At 63.3% G+C, this 14,371-nt stretch carries 15 protein-coding genes and 1 tRNA gene; 5 read left to right on the top strand and 11 right to left on the bottom strand.

Annotated elements, in window-relative coordinates:
- Positions 1-16: 16 nt before the first annotated feature.
- A complete protein-coding gene (locus tag HV670_RS12900) occupies positions 17-1,288 on the bottom strand; it encodes a CmpA/NrtA family ABC transporter substrate-binding protein (RefSeq protein ID WP_175105181.1) in 1,272 nt (423 codons plus the stop codon).
- A gap of 449 nt (positions 1,289-1,737) precedes the next feature.
- A complete protein-coding gene (locus HV670_RS12895; RefSeq protein ID WP_175105180.1) occupies positions 1,738-2,382 on the bottom strand; it encodes an ANTAR domain-containing response regulator in 645 nt (214 codons plus the stop codon).
- A 132-nt stretch (positions 2,383-2,514) separates the two neighbouring features.
- Here HV670_RS12895 and HV670_RS12890 point away from each other — a divergent pair, with 132 nt between their 5' ends.
- Positions 2,515-3,213: a fumarylacetoacetate hydrolase family protein gene (locus HV670_RS12890; RefSeq protein ID WP_175105179.1), complete on the top strand. Its 699-nt coding sequence runs from the start codon at positions 2,515-2,517 to the stop codon at positions 3,211-3,213.
- Entirely contained in the window at positions 3,213-3,842 is a 630-nt protein-coding gene (locus HV670_RS12885) for a LysE/ArgO family amino acid transporter (RefSeq protein ID WP_175105178.1), read from the top strand. Before HV670_RS12890 ends, HV670_RS12885 begins: the two co-directional genes overlap by 1 nt.
- A gap of 12 nt (positions 3,843-3,854) precedes the next feature.
- Here the strand turns inward: HV670_RS12885 and ftsY are convergent, their stop codons facing one another.
- Complete coding sequence (gene ftsY / locus HV670_RS12880; protein ID WP_175105177.1) at positions 3,855-5,177, bottom strand: signal recognition particle-docking protein FtsY; 1,323 nt, start codon at positions 5,175-5,177, stop codon at positions 3,855-3,857.
- Positions 5,178-5,331: 154 nt separating this feature from the next.
- On the opposite strand from ftsY, the gene rsmD reads away from it, so the two are divergent.
- From rsmD to HV670_RS12865, 3 genes are read left to right on the top strand one after another with little or no spacing between them, the layout of a single operon-like run.
- On the top strand, positions 5,332-6,030 hold the full coding sequence (rsmD, locus tag HV670_RS12875) for a 16S rRNA (guanine(966)-N(2))-methyltransferase RsmD (protein ID WP_175105176.1): 699 nt from the start codon (positions 5,332-5,334) through the stop codon (positions 6,028-6,030).
- A gap of 34 nt (positions 6,031-6,064) precedes the next feature.
- A complete protein-coding gene (gene coaD, locus HV670_RS12870) occupies positions 6,065-6,556 on the top strand; it encodes a pantetheine-phosphate adenylyltransferase (RefSeq protein WP_175105175.1) in 492 nt (163 codons plus the stop codon).
- An 18-nt stretch (positions 6,557-6,574) separates the two neighbouring features.
- Positions 6,575-6,832, top strand: coding sequence for a YfhL family 4Fe-4S dicluster ferredoxin (locus HV670_RS12865; RefSeq protein ID WP_175105174.1), 258 nt, complete (start codon positions 6,575-6,577; stop codon positions 6,830-6,832).
- Positions 6,833-6,938: 106 nt separating this feature from the next.
- Here the strand turns inward: HV670_RS12865 and hisC are convergent, their stop codons facing one another.
- The 8 genes from hisC to HV670_RS12825 all read right to left on the bottom strand — a co-directional run bounded on the left by hisC (position 6,939) and on the right by HV670_RS12825 (position 14,361).
- Positions 6,939-8,015: a histidinol-phosphate transaminase gene (gene hisC, locus HV670_RS12860; RefSeq protein ID WP_175105173.1), complete on the bottom strand. Its 1,077-nt coding sequence runs from the start codon at positions 8,013-8,015 to the stop codon at positions 6,939-6,941.
- Between the two features lie 140 nt (positions 8,016-8,155).
- Positions 8,156-8,743: an aminoacyl-tRNA hydrolase gene (pth, locus tag HV670_RS12855; protein ID WP_175105172.1), complete on the bottom strand. Its 588-nt coding sequence runs from the start codon at positions 8,741-8,743 to the stop codon at positions 8,156-8,158.
- 196 nt (positions 8,744-8,939) lie between these two features.
- The gene (locus HV670_RS12850; RefSeq protein WP_175105171.1) at positions 8,940-9,563 is read right to left on the bottom strand and encodes a 50S ribosomal protein L25/general stress protein Ctc; all 624 of its coding nucleotides are present in this window, start codon (positions 9,561-9,563) and stop codon (positions 8,940-8,942) included.
- Between the two features lie 174 nt (positions 9,564-9,737).
- A complete protein-coding gene (locus HV670_RS12845; RefSeq protein WP_175105170.1) occupies positions 9,738-10,697 on the bottom strand; it encodes a ribose-phosphate pyrophosphokinase in 960 nt (319 codons plus the stop codon).
- 68 nt (positions 10,698-10,765) lie between these two features.
- Positions 10,766-10,842 (bottom strand) — tRNA-Gln (locus HV670_RS12840).
- Between the two features lie 50 nt (positions 10,843-10,892).
- Positions 10,893-11,777: a 4-(cytidine 5'-diphospho)-2-C-methyl-D-erythritol kinase gene (gene ispE / locus HV670_RS12835; protein WP_175105169.1), complete on the bottom strand. Its 885-nt coding sequence runs from the start codon at positions 11,775-11,777 to the stop codon at positions 10,893-10,895.
- A 147-nt stretch (positions 11,778-11,924) separates the two neighbouring features.
- The gene (gene lolB / locus HV670_RS12830; protein WP_175105168.1) at positions 11,925-12,515 is read right to left on the bottom strand and encodes a lipoprotein insertase outer membrane protein LolB; all 591 of its coding nucleotides are present in this window, start codon (positions 12,513-12,515) and stop codon (positions 11,925-11,927) included.
- A gap of 1 nt (position 12,516) precedes the next feature.
- Positions 12,517-14,361: a tetratricopeptide repeat protein gene (locus HV670_RS12825; RefSeq protein ID WP_175105167.1), complete on the bottom strand. Its 1,845-nt coding sequence runs from the start codon at positions 14,359-14,361 to the stop codon at positions 12,517-12,519.
- Between the last annotated feature and the right edge of the window lie 10 nt (positions 14,362-14,371).

Raw genomic sequence — 14,371 nt, 5'->3', positions numbered from 1 at the left:
CTCCAATTTCATTCGCTCAGGCATGGATCGAAAAGGTGTCTGCATAGGCCCGCGGATCGGCTGCGCTCCAGCCCGTGCCGTCCATGAGCGTCGAGTGCCGCGATGCGTGACCGGGCAGCGGCACGCCGGCGGCGGCTGCTGCGTCGCGATAGAGGTCGAGGCGGTTGACCCGGTTCGCGATCGCCAGATAGTCGGGGTGGGCATTCAACATGCCCCAGCGTTTCTGCTGGGTCATGAACCAGATCGCGTCGGACAGGTAGGGGAAATTGACCGCGCCTTCGGCGTGGAATCGCAGCGGATGCGCATCGTCCCAGGTACGGCCAATGCCGTTGCGGTAGCGGCCCTGCATGCGGGGCTCGATCGTTTCGGGCAGCACGTCGATGTAGTCGGCCGATGCGATCGTCGCGACCGTGCGCGAGCGGTTTTCGGCGGACGCGTCGATAAAGCGAGCGGCTTCGAGCAGTGCGGCGATCAATGCGCGTGCGGCGTTCGGATGGCGTTGCACGAACTCGGCCGTGGACGCGAGGACTTTCTCGGGATGGTCGGGCCATACATCCTGTGAGGTTGCGGCGGTAAAACCCGTGCCGCTCGAGATCACATGCGCGTGCCACGGTTCCCCCGCGCAGAAGCCATCAATGCGGCCCTGGGCAATGTTCGCGGCCATTTGTTGTGGCGGCACGGTGACCGTGCGCACGTCGCGCAGCGGATCGATGCCATGTGCGGCGAGCCAGTAGTTGAGCCAGAGCGCATGGGTGCCGGTCGGGAAGGTCTGCGCGAACACGGCCCTGCGCCCATCCGCGCGCAGATGCGCCGCGAGCGAGGCGCCGTCTGTCACGCCGGCCGCGGCGAGCCGCGAGGAAAGCGTGATCGCCTGGCCGTTCTGGTTCAGCGTCATGAGCACGGCCATGGCGCTCTGGTGGCTGCCGATACCGAGCTCGACGCCATAGACCATGCCGTACAGGGCGTGCCCGGCATCGAGCTCGCCGTTGACGAGTTTGTCGCGTACGGCGGCCCAGGATGCCTCGCGGCGCGCGACGATTCGGATACCGTATTTTTGATCGAGACCGAGCGCGATGGCCATCGCGACAGGAGCGCAATCGGTCAGCGGCAGGAAGCCGACGCGAATCTCGATTTTTTCGGGGCGGTCCGAGCCGGCCAGCCAGGCGCCAGCGGCGGGCGGCGTACCGCTGGCGGGTGCCGCGGCCTCGCGCGCGTCGGCGCCCACGGCGCGCGCAGCATCCGGCGCGTGGGCTGGCAATTCATTGGCACTGTCGACGGTGTCGGTCATGGCTCGAATCGATCGGCAAAAAAAAGCGTCCCGATCCGGACGTCGAAGACGTGTCGGATCGGGACGCCGTTGTCCCAGGGAGATCGCCGGCATGGCGCTCGTCCCGCGAGCCTTCGTTGGCTCGGGTGAGATCTACGCAAGCGTCATGCCACTGTGGTTGTGCAAAGCGCAAAGAAGGCTGCAATGCTTTTGCTGGCAAGGCTCACGCGTCTGTGCGGAGCTTCATCGCGTGCATGCGGGTGAATGCCGGGCGATGCAGCGTCGCGGTGCCCCGCGTTGCGGCGTAGTGCACGATGCTGTCGCGTGGTGCGCGGCAATGGGCACGCGTCCGGTCGATCACGCGATCGCGACAATAGGCGGCGCGGCCGCTTTAATTCTGCGGCCGGCACGGCTGATTCAATCCCTGCGCCGGAAAGCCGAATCGACCCTCCGGCAGGCCGTCGGATCCCTTATTCGTCCAGCGCCGCTGAGATATCGATGATCCGCTGTGCCGCGTCCGCGAGGCGGAGTTTCTTTTCCATCGAAAGGCGTCGCAGACGGTGATAAGCCTCGTCCTCCGTGATTCCGAGCTGTTTCATGAGCATGCCCTTCGCGCGCTCGACGAGCTTGCGTTCGGACAACTGATTGCGCGTCGATGCCAGCTCGTCGCGCAATTGCTGCTCGAAGCCGAAACGTGCGAGCGCCGCATCGAGCACCGGCTTGACGCGCTCGGCCGTGAGCCCGTCGACGATATAGGCGGTAATGCCGGCCGCGAACGCGGTGCGCATCCGTTCGGCATCGTCGTTGTCGGTGAAGAGCACGATCGGTCGCGGCGCGTTGCGGGTCGACACGCAGACATGTTCGAGCACGTCGCGCGCCGCGGCTTCGGATTCGATGATCAGCAGATCGGGTTTCGACTCGTCGATCAGTATGGGCAGGTCGACGTCCGCATCGGCGACGCTGACAAGCTGATAGCCCGCATCGGCGAGACCCGCGCGGATCGCCTCGACGTCTTCGTCGCGCGAATTGAACGGGTCGCGCACGAGCAGGATGCGCAGGGCTGTCCCCTTGGAGGGGCTGCGCGGAGCAGAGGGCGGCGGCATGGACGAACTCATGGCTCGGGCGGACGAACGTGTGCTGTGCAAGTTCCACACCAGCGCTCGTACCCGGGCGGGGCAGGCCGGCGGCGTGGACTGTAACATAGCAGCTGGATTCAAGGCCGTCTGGTCTTTCCTTTCGGAGGTTTCATGACTTACGTTTTCCCACCGGCGCCTGTCGCGTCGGTGCCGGTCGCGGGCGCGGCCGAACAATTCCCGGTGCGCAGGATTTATTGCGTCGGCCGCAACTATGAGGCGCATGCGCGCGAAATGGGCGGGGACCCGAATCGAGAGCCGCCGTTCTTCTTCGCCAAGCCAGCCGATGCGATCATCTCGATCCCCGAGGGAACGGTTGGAGAATTCCCCTACCCGGCTGAAAGCGAAGACGTGCATCACGAGATCGAGCTGGTCGTCGCACTCGGCAAGGGCGGTTCGAACATCGCCGTGGAGCAGGCGCTCGAACATGTATTCGGTTATGCGGTCGGCCTCGACATGACGCGCCGCGACCGCCAGGCCGAGGCGAAGAAGGCGGGTCGTCCGTGGGATGTCGCCAAGGGTTTCGATGGCAGCGCGCCGATCGGGCCGATCCACCGGGCGGCAGACATTGGACATCCGACGAGCGGTGCGATCTGGCTCGACGTGGACGGCAAGCAGGCGCAGCGTGGCAACCTCGACGAGCTGATCTGGTCGGTCGCCGAGACCATCGCCTATCTGTCGCGGTTCTTCGAGCTCAAGGCCGGCGACCTGATTTTCAGCGGCACGCCGTCGGGTGTCGGTCCGGTGCAGCGCGGGCAACTGCTCGAGGGCGGCGTCGCGGGCGTCGGCGAGCTTCAGGTCCGCGCTCGCTGATGGCGCAGGCGTTCGCGTCCTATCAGGCGCTGGCGACGTATGCGTCAGGCTTCGGATTGGGCGCGAGCCTGATCGTCGCGATTGGCGCGCAGAACGCCTATGTGCTCAAGCAGGGGCTCATGAGGCGGCATGTGCTGCTGATCGTGTCGATCTGCGCGGCGATCGACATGACATTGATCGCGCTCGGGGTCGGAGGGATGGGGGTGTTGATCCAGCATTCGCCCCTGCTTCTGACCATTGTCAGATGGTTCGGCGCGGTGTTCCTGTTTCTCTACGGCCTGCGTGCGTTTGTTGCCGCATGGCGGGGCGCCGGACACCTCGACGCAAGCGCCGTTGAAGGCGCGAGCGTACGCACGACAGTGTTGACCGTGCTCGCGCTGTCGCTGCTCAATCCGCACGTCTATCTCGATACCGTCGTACTGCTCGGTGCGATCGGTGCGCGCAACGGCTGGCCCGGCGATGTCTATTTCGCGTTCGGGGCGATGAGTGCGTCGGTGGTGTGGTTCTTCACGCTGGGGTTCGGCGCACAGCTGTTGCGGCCCGTGTTCGAGCGTGATATCTCGTGGCGGATACTCGACGGCGTGATTGGCATCGTCATGTGGTCGATCGCGGCGTCGTTGTTGCCATGAGTGAAAGCGCCATTAGCCGAGCAACGCGTCCGAGAACTCTTCAGCCGAGAACGGCTGAAGGTCTTCGACCTTTTCGCCGACGCCGATAAAGTAAACCGGCACGGGCCGCTGGCGCGCGATGGCCGCGAGAATGCCGCCCTTCGCGGTGCCGTCGAGTTTCGTGACGATCAGGCCGGTCAGACCGAGCGCATCGTCGAATGCCTTGACCTGCGCGAGGCCATTCTGGCCCGTGTTTGCATCGAGTACGAGCAGCACTTCGTGCGGCGCATCGACCATCGCCTTGCCGATGACCCGCTTGATCTTCCGGAGTTCTTCCATCAGATGAAGCTGGGTCGGCAGCCGGCCCGCGGTATCCGCCATCACGACATCGATCTTGCGCGCGCGGGCAGCGCCGACCGCGTCGAAAATCACCGCGGCCGGATCGCAGCCTTCCTGCGAGACGACGGTCACCTTGTTGCGTTCGCCCCAGATCGCGAGCTGTTCGCGCGCTGCTGCGCGGAACGTGTCGCCCGCGGCGAGCAAAACAGTCTGGTCAAAGCCCTGCAGGTGTTTGGCGAGCTTGCCGATGCTGGTTGTCTTGCCCGCGCCGTTGACGCCCGCGATCATGATGACCAGCGGCTCGGCGCGGCCGAGCACCATCGAGCGTTCGAGCGGCTTGAGCAATTCGACGAGCAGCGTGCGCAACGCGGCCTTGACTTGCGCGCCGTCGGTCAGGCGTTCGGCGCGCACTTTTTCGTGGAGCGCGTCGAGCAGATACTGGGTGGCCTCGATACCGGCGTCGGCCATCAGCAGGGCGGCTTCGAGTTCCTCGTAGAGCGCCTCGTCGATCTTCACGCCGACAAACAGGGCGCTCAGGCTTGAACTGGTCTTGGACAGTCCACTGCGCAGCCGTGCGAGCCACGATGTTTTCGCCTCGGGCTCGACCGGAGGCGGGGGAATGACGATGGTTTCCTCGATTTCCACGGCTTCGCGGGCAACCGGCGCGGCGGCAAAAGCCGCGCGAGGCTGAACGGGGGGCGTGGCCGGGATGGACGCGGCTGCGGGAGTCGATGCCGGAGCGGACCCCGGAGCCGGCGTACCGAAATCAGCACCTCGGTTCGGCGTCTGTCCGGGCCGGTCCGCATCCGTGCGTGCCGGCGCCGGCATAGCATGGGCCGGCGAGGAGACCGAAGCAGTTGCGGACGACGCTGGAGCATGCGGCGCGAATGCCCGAGCGGGGGGCACAGGCGCTGCTGGCGATTCTTCCGGCGTCTCGGGAGCCGGTTCGGGCGTTGTCGAGGATGCCTCGCTCGAAGATTTCGAGCCGGACTTGAAACGTTTGAAAAAGCTGAACATGGCGGGAAGGTCGGCACCCGTCAGGGCGTCGGGTCGGTGAACGCGAATCTTAACAGAGGCGGTCTCCGCGAGGGTCCAGGGGGCAGGCGGGTATCGTGAGCAGCACCGTGCATAGCTCATCGGGCATAATCCGAGGCTCTCGAAGGAATTCGTCATGCCGCGCCCCAACAAGTCTGTTGCCACGCCGCGTCCGCCCGCGGTCAAACTTCGCCACGCCCCCCAGCAGGTGCGGATCATCGGCGGCGCATGGAAACGCACGCCGCTGCCGGTCACGGTGATCGACGGCCTGCGTCCGACTCCCGATCGCGTGCGCGAAACTCTGTTCAACTGGCTCGGGCAGACGCTGGACGGTCTGCGCTGTCTCGATCTTTTCGCCGGCACCGGTGCACTCGGCTTCGAAGCCGCTTCGCGCGGCGCGGCGCGGGTCGTCCTGGTGGAACGGCATCCGCGCGCGGCGAAGCAATTGCACGCGATCAAGGACAAGCTCGGGGCGGTGACAGTCGAAATCGCCGAGGCGGATGCGATCCGCTTCGCGACGAATCTTCCGCCGTCGAGCTTCGACGTCGTGTTTCTCGATCCGCCGTTCGATTCGGCATTGCTCGGCGATGCGCTGAAGCTCGCCATGCCGCTCGTCGCGCCGGGTGGCGTGCTGTACGTCGAAGCTGCGGTACCGATCGACAGGGTAGTCGGGATGACTAAAAAGGCAACGGAAACGACGAAAGGCGCGAGCGGGGCGATGAACGAAGCGACCCAGGAAGCGGCCGACGAATTACCACCAGGATGGTCGGTCGACCGTCAAGGCAAGGCCGGCCTCGTGCATTATCATTTGCTGCGCCGCGAAATTGATGAATAATGCGCGAGTCGCGCGGCGCAAAGAGGAGAAAGCTATGGTGGTTGCGGTATATCCCGGCACATTCGATCCGCTGACGCGCGGTCATGAAGACCTGGTGCGGCGTGCTTCGAGCATTTTCGACAAGCTCGTGGTCGGCGTGGCGGACAGCCGGAACAAGAAGCCGTTTTTCAGCCTCGAAGAGCGGCTCGATATCGCACGCGAAGTGCTAGGGCACTATCCGAATGTCGAGGTCGAGAGTTTTACGGGCCTGCTCAAGGACTTTGTCCGAAAGAACGACGCGCGGGTCATCGTGCGCGGCTTGCGCGCCGTGTCGGACTTCGAATACGAGTTTCAGATGGCCGGCATGAACCGCTACCTGCTGCCCGATGTCGAAACCATGTTCATGACGCCTTCCGACCAGTACCAGTTCATTTCCGGCACCATCGTTCGTGAGATCGCCCAATTGGGCGGCGACGTCAGTAAATTCGTGTTCCCCTCGGTCGAGGAACGCTTGATGGAGAAGGTGGCGGTGCTCAAGCGCGAATAACGCGGTGCACCGAATATTATGGCTTTGTTGATAACCGACGAATGCATCAATTGTGACGTATGCGAGCCCGAGTGCCCGAACGATGCGATTGCGATGGGGATCGATTTTTACGAGATCGATCCGAATAAGTGCACGGAATGTGTCGGCCACTTCGACGAGCCGCAATGCCGCCAGGTCTGTCCGGTCGACTGCATTCCGCTGCATCCCGACTGGGTCGAGTCGAAAGACCAGTTGATGGCCAAGTACCTGCGGCTCACGGCTGCGAAAAACGGATAGCCGAACCCGCACAGCCGCATCTCGCGTTTTTTCGAAACAGCGCATCGGCTCGAGCGGACGACCAGGCGCGATTATTATTCCTCACTGAGACCCGCAAGCCGACCCGCTATTCCGTCACCCTGGCTCGTTCCTTCAATGCGGTGACCAGCGCCGCGCATTCGGCATCCGTCCCGATCGAGATTCGCAGGAATTGCTCGATCCGCGGCAGGCGAAAATGCCGGACAAATATTTCACGCTCACGCAGGGCCGCGGCGATCGCGCCCGCATCCTCATCGGGATGGGTCGCGAAGACGAAATTCGCGGCCGACGGCAGCACGCGAAAACCGAGTGCCTCAAGCTGCGCGCTCAGCGTCTCGCGGCTTGCCATGACGGCCTGCCGCGTCTTGTCGAACCAGGCGACATCCTCGATAGCCGCAATCGCGCCGACCTGGGCAAGCCGGTCCAACGGGTAGGAATTGAAGCTGTCCTTGACCCGCGTCAAGGCGTCGATCAGATCGCGATGCCCGATCGCATATCCGACCCGCATGCCCGCGAGCGAACGCGACTTCGACAAGGTCTGCACGACCAGCAATTGCGGATACCGGTCGATCAAGCCGACCGCCGACTCCGCGCCGAAATCCACGTAGGCTTCATCGATGACGACGACCGAATCCGGATTCGCATCGAGCAGCCGTTCGAGTGACTTCAGCGACAATGCGCGGCCGGTCGGCGCGTTCGGGTTCGCGATGAGGATGCCGCCGTTCGGCTGGCGATAGGCATCGACATCGAGTGAGAAGTCCGCCTCGAGCGGAATGAGCCGATAGTCGATCTCGAACAGCCGCGCATACGTCGGATAGAAACTGTAGGTGATATCCGCGAACAGGATCGGGTGCGCGTGGCGCAGCAAGCCCTGGAACACATGGGCGAGCACTTCGTCCGAGCCGTTGCCGACGAAGACCTGGCCCGCCCGCACCCCGAGGTGCCGTGCGATGGTCTCACACAGCGTGCGCGCGGTCGGATCGGGATAGCGGCGCAGCGCGTCCGCATGATCGCCGAGCTCCGCCTTGATCGCCTCGAGCACGCGCGGCGACGGGCCGTACGGGTTCTCGTTCGTGTTCAGCTTGACGGGGTGCGCGAGCACCGGTTGTTCGCCCGGCGTGTACGGAATCAGGCGGTGGACGATGTCGCTCCAGAATCGGCTCATGATGTTCTGCGGTAGGGATGCTGCCTGGTGGTGACGGTACTGCGTGGGCGCTGGACAATGCCGCCCGTGCCACGGTTCAGCACGGGTGCTATCGACTGTACAACGCGACCCGATAACGCGTCCGAACTACGCCCACTTCATTACTGCCGGTGCAACTGCATCATCGCGCGCTCGACTTCGCCCTTGATGACCATCGGCATCACAGCGCTCGCGCGTTCGAGAGCGGCGTCGATCGTTTCCTGTTCTTCCTTGCGCGGAGGTTTCAACACGAAATTGATCACGTCGGGCTTGCCGCCGCCAGGAATCAGGTCGCGCGGATGGCCCACGCCGATACGCAAACGGTAGTACTGCGGCGTCGTCAGGTGCGCGCTGATGTCCTTGAGGCCATTGTGCCCGCCGCTGCCACCACCGAGCTTGAGCTTCGCGACACCGGGCGGCAGATCCATCTCGTCGTGCACGACGACGATCTCGTCAGGCAGGATCTTATGAAAACGCGCGAGCGAGACGACTGACAGCCCCGAGCGGTTCATAAAGGTCTGCGGCTGCAGCAGCCAGATCTCTTCGCCATGCAGGCGCGCTTTTGCGGCATACCCGTGGAAGCGTGATTCGCTGCGCAGCGTCGCACCGGCTTCACGCGCGAGCAGGTCGACAAACCAGAAGCCCGCATTGTGGCGCGTCGCCGCGTATTCCGCGCCCGGATTGCCGAGACCGACGATCAGCTTGATCATGGAATGCGAAGTCGAAGAGCGAAAAAAAACGCGAAAAAAAACCGCCGGGCAATACGCCGCGGCGGATCAGTTCGACCGTCGCGAAACGGATCGAGAGCATAGCATTGGGCGTTGCGCGCCAGAGCATCGCTGCACGGGTGCGCGGAAACAGAATGCACGGCATCTTGGTGCCGCGCATTCCATCTCGTTGCCGGACTCAGGCAGCCGGTGCGGCGCCTTCGGCCGGAGCGGCAGCTTCGCCTTCCTCGGAAATCACGGCAGCCGGCACGGTGACCGACAGGAACACCGGGTTTTCCTGTTCCAGATGCTGGGACAGCTCGACGCCGTTCGGCAGCGTCAGGTCCTTCACGTGCAGCGACTTGCCGATTTCGACTGCGGACAGGTCGACTTCGATGAATTCCGGCAGGTTGCCCGGCAGGCAGGCGACGTCGACTTCGTTCATGACGTGGGTCAGCACCGCACCGCCGAACTTCACGGCCTTCGAGCTTTCCTGGTTCATGAAGTGCAGCGGCACCTTGGTGTGCAGCTTCTTCGTCGGGTCGACACGCTGGAAGTCCACGTGCAGGATGATCTGTTTCCACGGGTGGTACTGAACGTCGCGCAGCAGCACGGGTTCGGTCTTGCCGGCGATTTCCAGGTCGAGAATCGACGAATGGAAGGCTTCCTTCTTGAGCGCGTGAAACAGTGCGTTGTGATCCAGCTCGATCAATTGGGGTTCAGCCGAGGCACCGTAAACGATGGCCGGGGTCTTGCCCGAATTGCGCAGGCGGCGGCTCGCACCCGTTCCCTGCAAACTGCGCTCGAAAGCGACGACTTTCATGGGGTTTCTCCAAAAACTATCCGCGACCAGATAGTGGATTAGGACTCGATGAGTCCAGTTTCAAAAATAACGAAAGCGACGCCGTATGCGTCGCTCCGACTCCCGATACGGACGCGTATCGGGAAATTCTCACTTCACCTTCAACAACACTTGTCCAACAACCCTGAACAAGCCTCAGAAACCTTGTTCCGCGAACAGCGACATCACCGACTCGCCGCGGCGGATCCGCTTGAACGTTTCCGCAAGCAGAGGTGCGCTCGACAGCGAACGGATCTTGGAACACTGGAGCGCTTCCTCGCGCAGCGGAATGGTATCGGTCACGACGAGTTCGTCGAGTTCCGACGCCGCGATCCGGGCAGCCGCGCCGCCCGAGAGCACCGGGTGCGTCGCGTAGGCGAATACCGTCACGGCGCCGCGTTCCTTGAGCACCTGCGCGGCCTTGCACAGCGTACCCGCGGTATCGACCATATCGTCCATGATCACGCAGGCCCGGCCCGAAACATCGCCGATGATATTCATGACTTCGGCAACGTTCGCCTTCGGGCGCCGCTTGTCGATGATCGCGAGATCCGTGTTGAGCTGCTTCGCGAGCGCTCGTGCACGAACCACACCGCCGATATCCGGTGAGACGACCAGCAGATTCTCGTAATTCTGCTTGCGCAGGTCCTGCAGCAGGATCGGCGTTGCGTAAATATTGTCGACGGGAATGTCGAAGAAACCCTGGATCTGGTCGGCATGCAGATCCATCGTGATGATCCGGTCGACCCCGGCGATCTGCAGCATGTTCGCCACGACCTTGGCCGAAATGGCGACACGTGCCGAACGCGGACGGCGGTCCTGGCGTGCATAGCCGAAATACGGAATCGCCGCGGTGATCCTGCCGGCTGATGCGCGCTTGAGCGCATCGACCATGATCATCAGTTCCATCAAGGTGTCATTGGTCGGCGCACAGGTGGATTGCAGCACAAAGACATCCTTGCCGCGCACGTTTTCCTGGATTTCGACCTGGATCTCGCCGTCGGAGAAACGGCTGACCATTGCCTTGCCGAGCGGGATACCGAGAGTGTGGGTTACTTCCTGTGCAAGCCCTGGATTGGCATTGCCAGTGAAAACCATCAGACCGTCGCTACTCATCGTATACCTGCAAATGAGCGCCCAGCGCAGGGCACTTGGACGCAATCTCTGGCAAAAAGCGAGATATTTGGCAGGGGAGGAAGGACTCGAACCTTCGGATGCCGGAATCAAAATCCGGTGCCTTAACCAACTTGGCGACTCCCCTACACTAACCTGTAGATTGCCGGGCACGTAGGCGACCCGACAACGCAAACTCTATGACGCGAAGTTGAACAGCGGATGACGCTGCAGACTTGCGGTTACTGCGCTTTTCCATCCGGCCGGCACTCTCGCTTGCGCATCGAGTGCTGCTGCCTGGCTGGGAAACGCTGCGAACACACACGCCCCGGAACCCGTCATGCGCGAGGCCGCGATTATATCCAACCAATCGAGCACTTTCGCAACTTCTTCGTACTTTTTTGCAACCACGTTTTGCATGTCGTTCCGGCCGAAACTGTCTGGCCATCCCTTCGTGCTGGCGTTCTGTGCAAGAAAGTCCGTCATTGTGACGGCTTGACTGGAACGTGTCAATTCCGGATCCGAAAAAATTTCCGCAGTCGGAACATGTGCATTCGGTGTAACCACGAGGAAGTGCCGTGAGGGCAATTCGACCGCTTCAAGATCTTCACCGACTCCGCTCGCAAATGCGTTTTGTCCAAAGATGAAGAACGGCACATCGGCGCCAAGCTTGAGGGCGATTTGCTGCAATTCGGCGCGCGGCACGCTGGTCTGCCAAAGGCGATTCAGTGCGAGCAGCGTGGTCGCGGCGTCGGAGCTGCCGCCGCCGATGCCGCCGCCCATCGGCAGGTGTTTGTCGATCTCGATGTCGACGCCGTAGCGCGTGCCCGTATGCGCCTGCAGCAGGCGCGCGGCACGCACGGTGAGGTCGGTATCGGCCGGCACGTTCGCGAGCTCGCTGACACGCCGGATCTCGCCGTCGTCGCGGCGGCCGAAATGAAGGACATCGCCCCAGTCGACGAGCTGGAACACGGTCTGCAGCGTATGGTAGCCGTCGGGACGGCGGCCCGTGATGTGCAGGAACAGGTTGAGTTTCGCGGGGGCTGGGCAGTCGCGCAGCGTCGCGCTATATGCAGTTGTCACGGGATCGATGAAGCGTGTTCGTGGGAGCGGAAAAAAGCGTCTCAGGGATGCAGGGCCGAAGGCAAGGAACCAGGAGCCAGGCAAGGGCGCGTCGAGCGCCAAACCAGAGCCATCAGCGCGCCCGGTCGTTGCCCGATGCGCGCCGGGTCAGCGGTCGAGTACCAGCCGGATCGCAAGCGGTGGATTCTCATGCGAGAGATTCATCCGTTTCACGTTGTTCTCGGGCGTGTATTCGTAATAGTCGACGGTCCACCCGTCCTGCTCCAGCTGCTTGATGCGTCCGTTGTGCGGATCGGTCTCGATAGTCGCCTTCGAGTCTGGCGCGGGCGCTGGCTCGAGCCAGTAGCGCAGCCCTGAGACCGGCAGCGAGAAACCGAGCGCATCACGCATCAGGTCGTCGACTTTCGCGGCGAACTGCGGCGGCTTGTTCGGCAACTGGAGCGTGGCGCTCGACGGTGCGGACTCGATGATCGCAAGGGTTTGCCCGAGCGGGCTCTTGAGTTCGATATTGATCGTGTCGCCTTGCTGATGCCAGGTGAAATTGCCGTAGGCGTTGCGCTCGGTACCGTTCTGATCGTTGTACTTGATGGCAAAACGACCATCGTAGTCGACCTGTGTGCGCGCGGTCGCGGCGGTCTGTTCAGCCGAAGGCGGCCGCACCTGTGTCGGCGCGCAGGCGCTCAGCAGCAGCGCGAGCGCCGCTGCCGAAAGCGCGGCGTGGAATGGGAGCGCGCGCATATCAGGGTGACGGAACGTCGAGGCGCTTGAGCGTACCAAGCACGGTGTCGTTGCCCGGCTCGAGCTTGAGTGCTTCGCTCCAGGCCTGGCGCGCCTCGTCCTGATGCCCCGCGACCCAGAGCACTTCGCCGAGGTGAGCGCCGATCTCGGCATTCGGCTGGATCTGGTACGCGCGCCGCAACAGGGTGATCGCCTGGTCCTTGTCGCCCTGGCGGTACTTGACCCATCCGAGGCTGTCCATGATGAAGGCATCGCGAGGCGACAGCGCGGTCGCCTTTTCGACGAGCGTCTCTGCTTCGGCAAGTCGCTCATTGCGATCGGCGAGCGAATAGCCGAGCGCATTGTAGGCGTTCGGATTGTTCGGCTGCATGCTGATCAGCTTGCGCAGATCGGCTTCCATCGCGGGCCAGTCGGCGAGCTTTTCCTCGGACATCGCACGGTCGTATAGCAGGTCCGGATCATTCGGAAACTCGGCGACCGCGCCATCGAGCCGCGCACGCGACTCAGCGTAGCGCTTGGCGTCGAACAGGATGCCGGCATCGGCGCGTGCGATTGCGGCCTCGTCGCGTGGGCTCGGTGCTAGCGGCTGCAAGGCCGCGAGCACCTTGCGGGCGCCGTCGATGTCGCCCTGCTGGGCCACGACCTGGGCGCGCGTGATGCGGGCGGTGACGAACTCCGGGCTGTTCTCGCTGACCTTGTCGAGCCATTTTTCCGCAGCTGCGAAGTCCTTCCGGCTGATCTCGATTTCAGCAAGGTAGATGTAGGCCTGGCCCGCATCGACGCGCAACGAGGTGCCCTGCTTCTCAGCAGCCACCGCGTATTGCTGGAGATAGGTGCTCGCCTGGTCGTATTGCTTCTGCTGAAGGTCGATCAGCGCGAGTGCAAGCAGGGGGGCGAGATCGTTCGGATCATTCTTGCGCATGGCCTCGAATTGCTTGCGCGCATTGTCGATCTGCTCGTCGCCGAGATAGAGCTGGGCAAGCGTCGTGCGCAGGTCACGCGAGGTCGGGGCGGCGGCCACCGCCTTTTCCATCAGCGCAATCGCCTCCTTGCGTTCATCCGGACCGATCTGGGCAAGCAACAAGGCAGCCGGCGCGAAATCGGGCTTGAGCTTGAGCGATTGTTCGAGCGACTGGCGCGCGCCGACCGGGTCGCCGGCGATCAATTGCTGGCGCGCGATAACGAGCGGCGTCTCGGGCCGCGTCATATCGTTTTGCAGCAGGTTCTGCAGCAGCTTGAGGCCGCCCTCGCGATCGGGGCCGCGCGAAATCAGCAATTGCAGCGAAACGATCGCGCTCGTGCGCTGCTCTTCGGGCACTGCCGCGAGCTGGGCCGCAAGCAGCGGCCGGGCTTCGTCGAGCTTGCCGTTGAGCACGAGCAGCGACGCGGAAAGCTGCGCGGCGGAATTCGAACTCGGCGAATATTCATGCCAGAGCCGGGCGGCCGTCAGCGCGTCCGCCGGGCTCTGCGCGCGCAAGGCGATCTCGGCCGCGCGGCGTGCCATGCGAGGGTCTTTTGTCGAGCGCGCGAGGGCAATATAAGTCTGGTAGGCGGGCGCCGGTTCGCCGCGTTGCAGCGCGATTTCCGCGGCCAGCACCTGGAACAGGATCTCTCCCGTAAGCGGGACGTCCGGCAGGTCCTTCTCGTCATTGGCCGTGACATTGCTGACGACGGAGCTCGCCACGGCGTCGTCGTCCGGATCGCTCGAGGGTTGCTGCGCCTGCGCGCCGGAAACCATCAGAGTAAAGGCCGCCAGCATCGCAGCGCTGAAACGGGTTAAAGCGCGCGTTGGTGAGTTTTGGGGCATCGACCGCTTCGTGAGAAGCTCCGCGAAAGAGAAGTCCATAAATATCCGG

The sequence above is a fragment of the Pararobbsia alpina genome (genome assembly GCF_902859895.1).
In the GTDB taxonomy this organism is placed as follows: domain Bacteria; phylum Pseudomonadota; class Gammaproteobacteria; order Burkholderiales; family Burkholderiaceae; genus Pararobbsia; species Pararobbsia alpina.
The sequence above is the reverse complement of the archived record's forward strand: the minus strand, read 5'-3'. Positions and strand labels throughout refer to the sequence as shown.

What these genes read in the sequence shown, in the direction of transcription:
- rsmD (WP_175105176.1), top strand. Translation starts at nt 5,332, where the DNA reads ATGCCGCGCCCCAACAAGTCTGTTGCCACGCCGCGTCCGCCCGCGGTC.
- HV670_RS12900 (WP_175105181.1), bottom strand. Translation starts at nt 1,288, where the DNA reads ATGACCGACACCGTCGACAGTGCCAATGAATTGCCAGCCCACGCGCCG.
- coaD (WP_175105175.1), top strand. Translation starts at nt 6,065, where the DNA reads ATGGTGGTTGCGGTATATCCCGGCACATTCGATCCGCTGACGCGCGGT.
- HV670_RS12885 (WP_175105178.1), top strand. Translation starts at nt 3,213, where the DNA reads ATGGCGCAGGCGTTCGCGTCCTATCAGGCGCTGGCGACGTATGCGTCA.
- HV670_RS12895 (WP_175105180.1), bottom strand. Translation starts at nt 2,382, where the DNA reads ATGAGTTCGTCCATGCCGCCGCCCTCTGCTCCGCGCAGCCCCTCCAAG.
- HV670_RS12890 (WP_175105179.1), top strand. Translation starts at nt 2,515, where the DNA reads ATGACTTACGTTTTCCCACCGGCGCCTGTCGCGTCGGTGCCGGTCGCG.
- lolB (WP_175105168.1), bottom strand. Translation starts at nt 12,515, where the DNA reads ATGCGCGCGCTCCCATTCCACGCCGCGCTTTCGGCAGCGGCGCTCGCG.
- hisC (WP_175105173.1), bottom strand. Translation starts at nt 8,015, where the DNA reads ATGAGCCGATTCTGGAGCGACATCGTCCACCGCCTGATTCCGTACACG.
- HV670_RS12865 (WP_175105174.1), top strand. Translation starts at nt 6,575, where the DNA reads ATGGCTTTGTTGATAACCGACGAATGCATCAATTGTGACGTATGCGAG.
- pth (WP_175105172.1), bottom strand. Translation starts at nt 8,743, where the DNA reads ATGATCAAGCTGATCGTCGGTCTCGGCAATCCGGGCGCGGAATACGCG.
- HV670_RS12845 (WP_175105170.1), bottom strand. Translation starts at nt 10,697, where the DNA reads ATGAGTAGCGACGGTCTGATGGTTTTCACTGGCAATGCCAATCCAGGG.
- ftsY (WP_175105177.1), bottom strand. Translation starts at nt 5,177, where the DNA reads ATGTTCAGCTTTTTCAAACGTTTCAAGTCCGGCTCGAAATCTTCGAGC.
- HV670_RS12850 (WP_175105171.1), bottom strand. Translation starts at nt 9,563, where the DNA reads ATGAAAGTCGTCGCTTTCGAGCGCAGTTTGCAGGGAACGGGTGCGAGC.
- HV670_RS12825 (WP_175105167.1), bottom strand. Translation starts at nt 14,361, where the DNA reads ATGGACTTCTCTTTCGCGGAGCTTCTCACGAAGCGGTCGATGCCCCAA.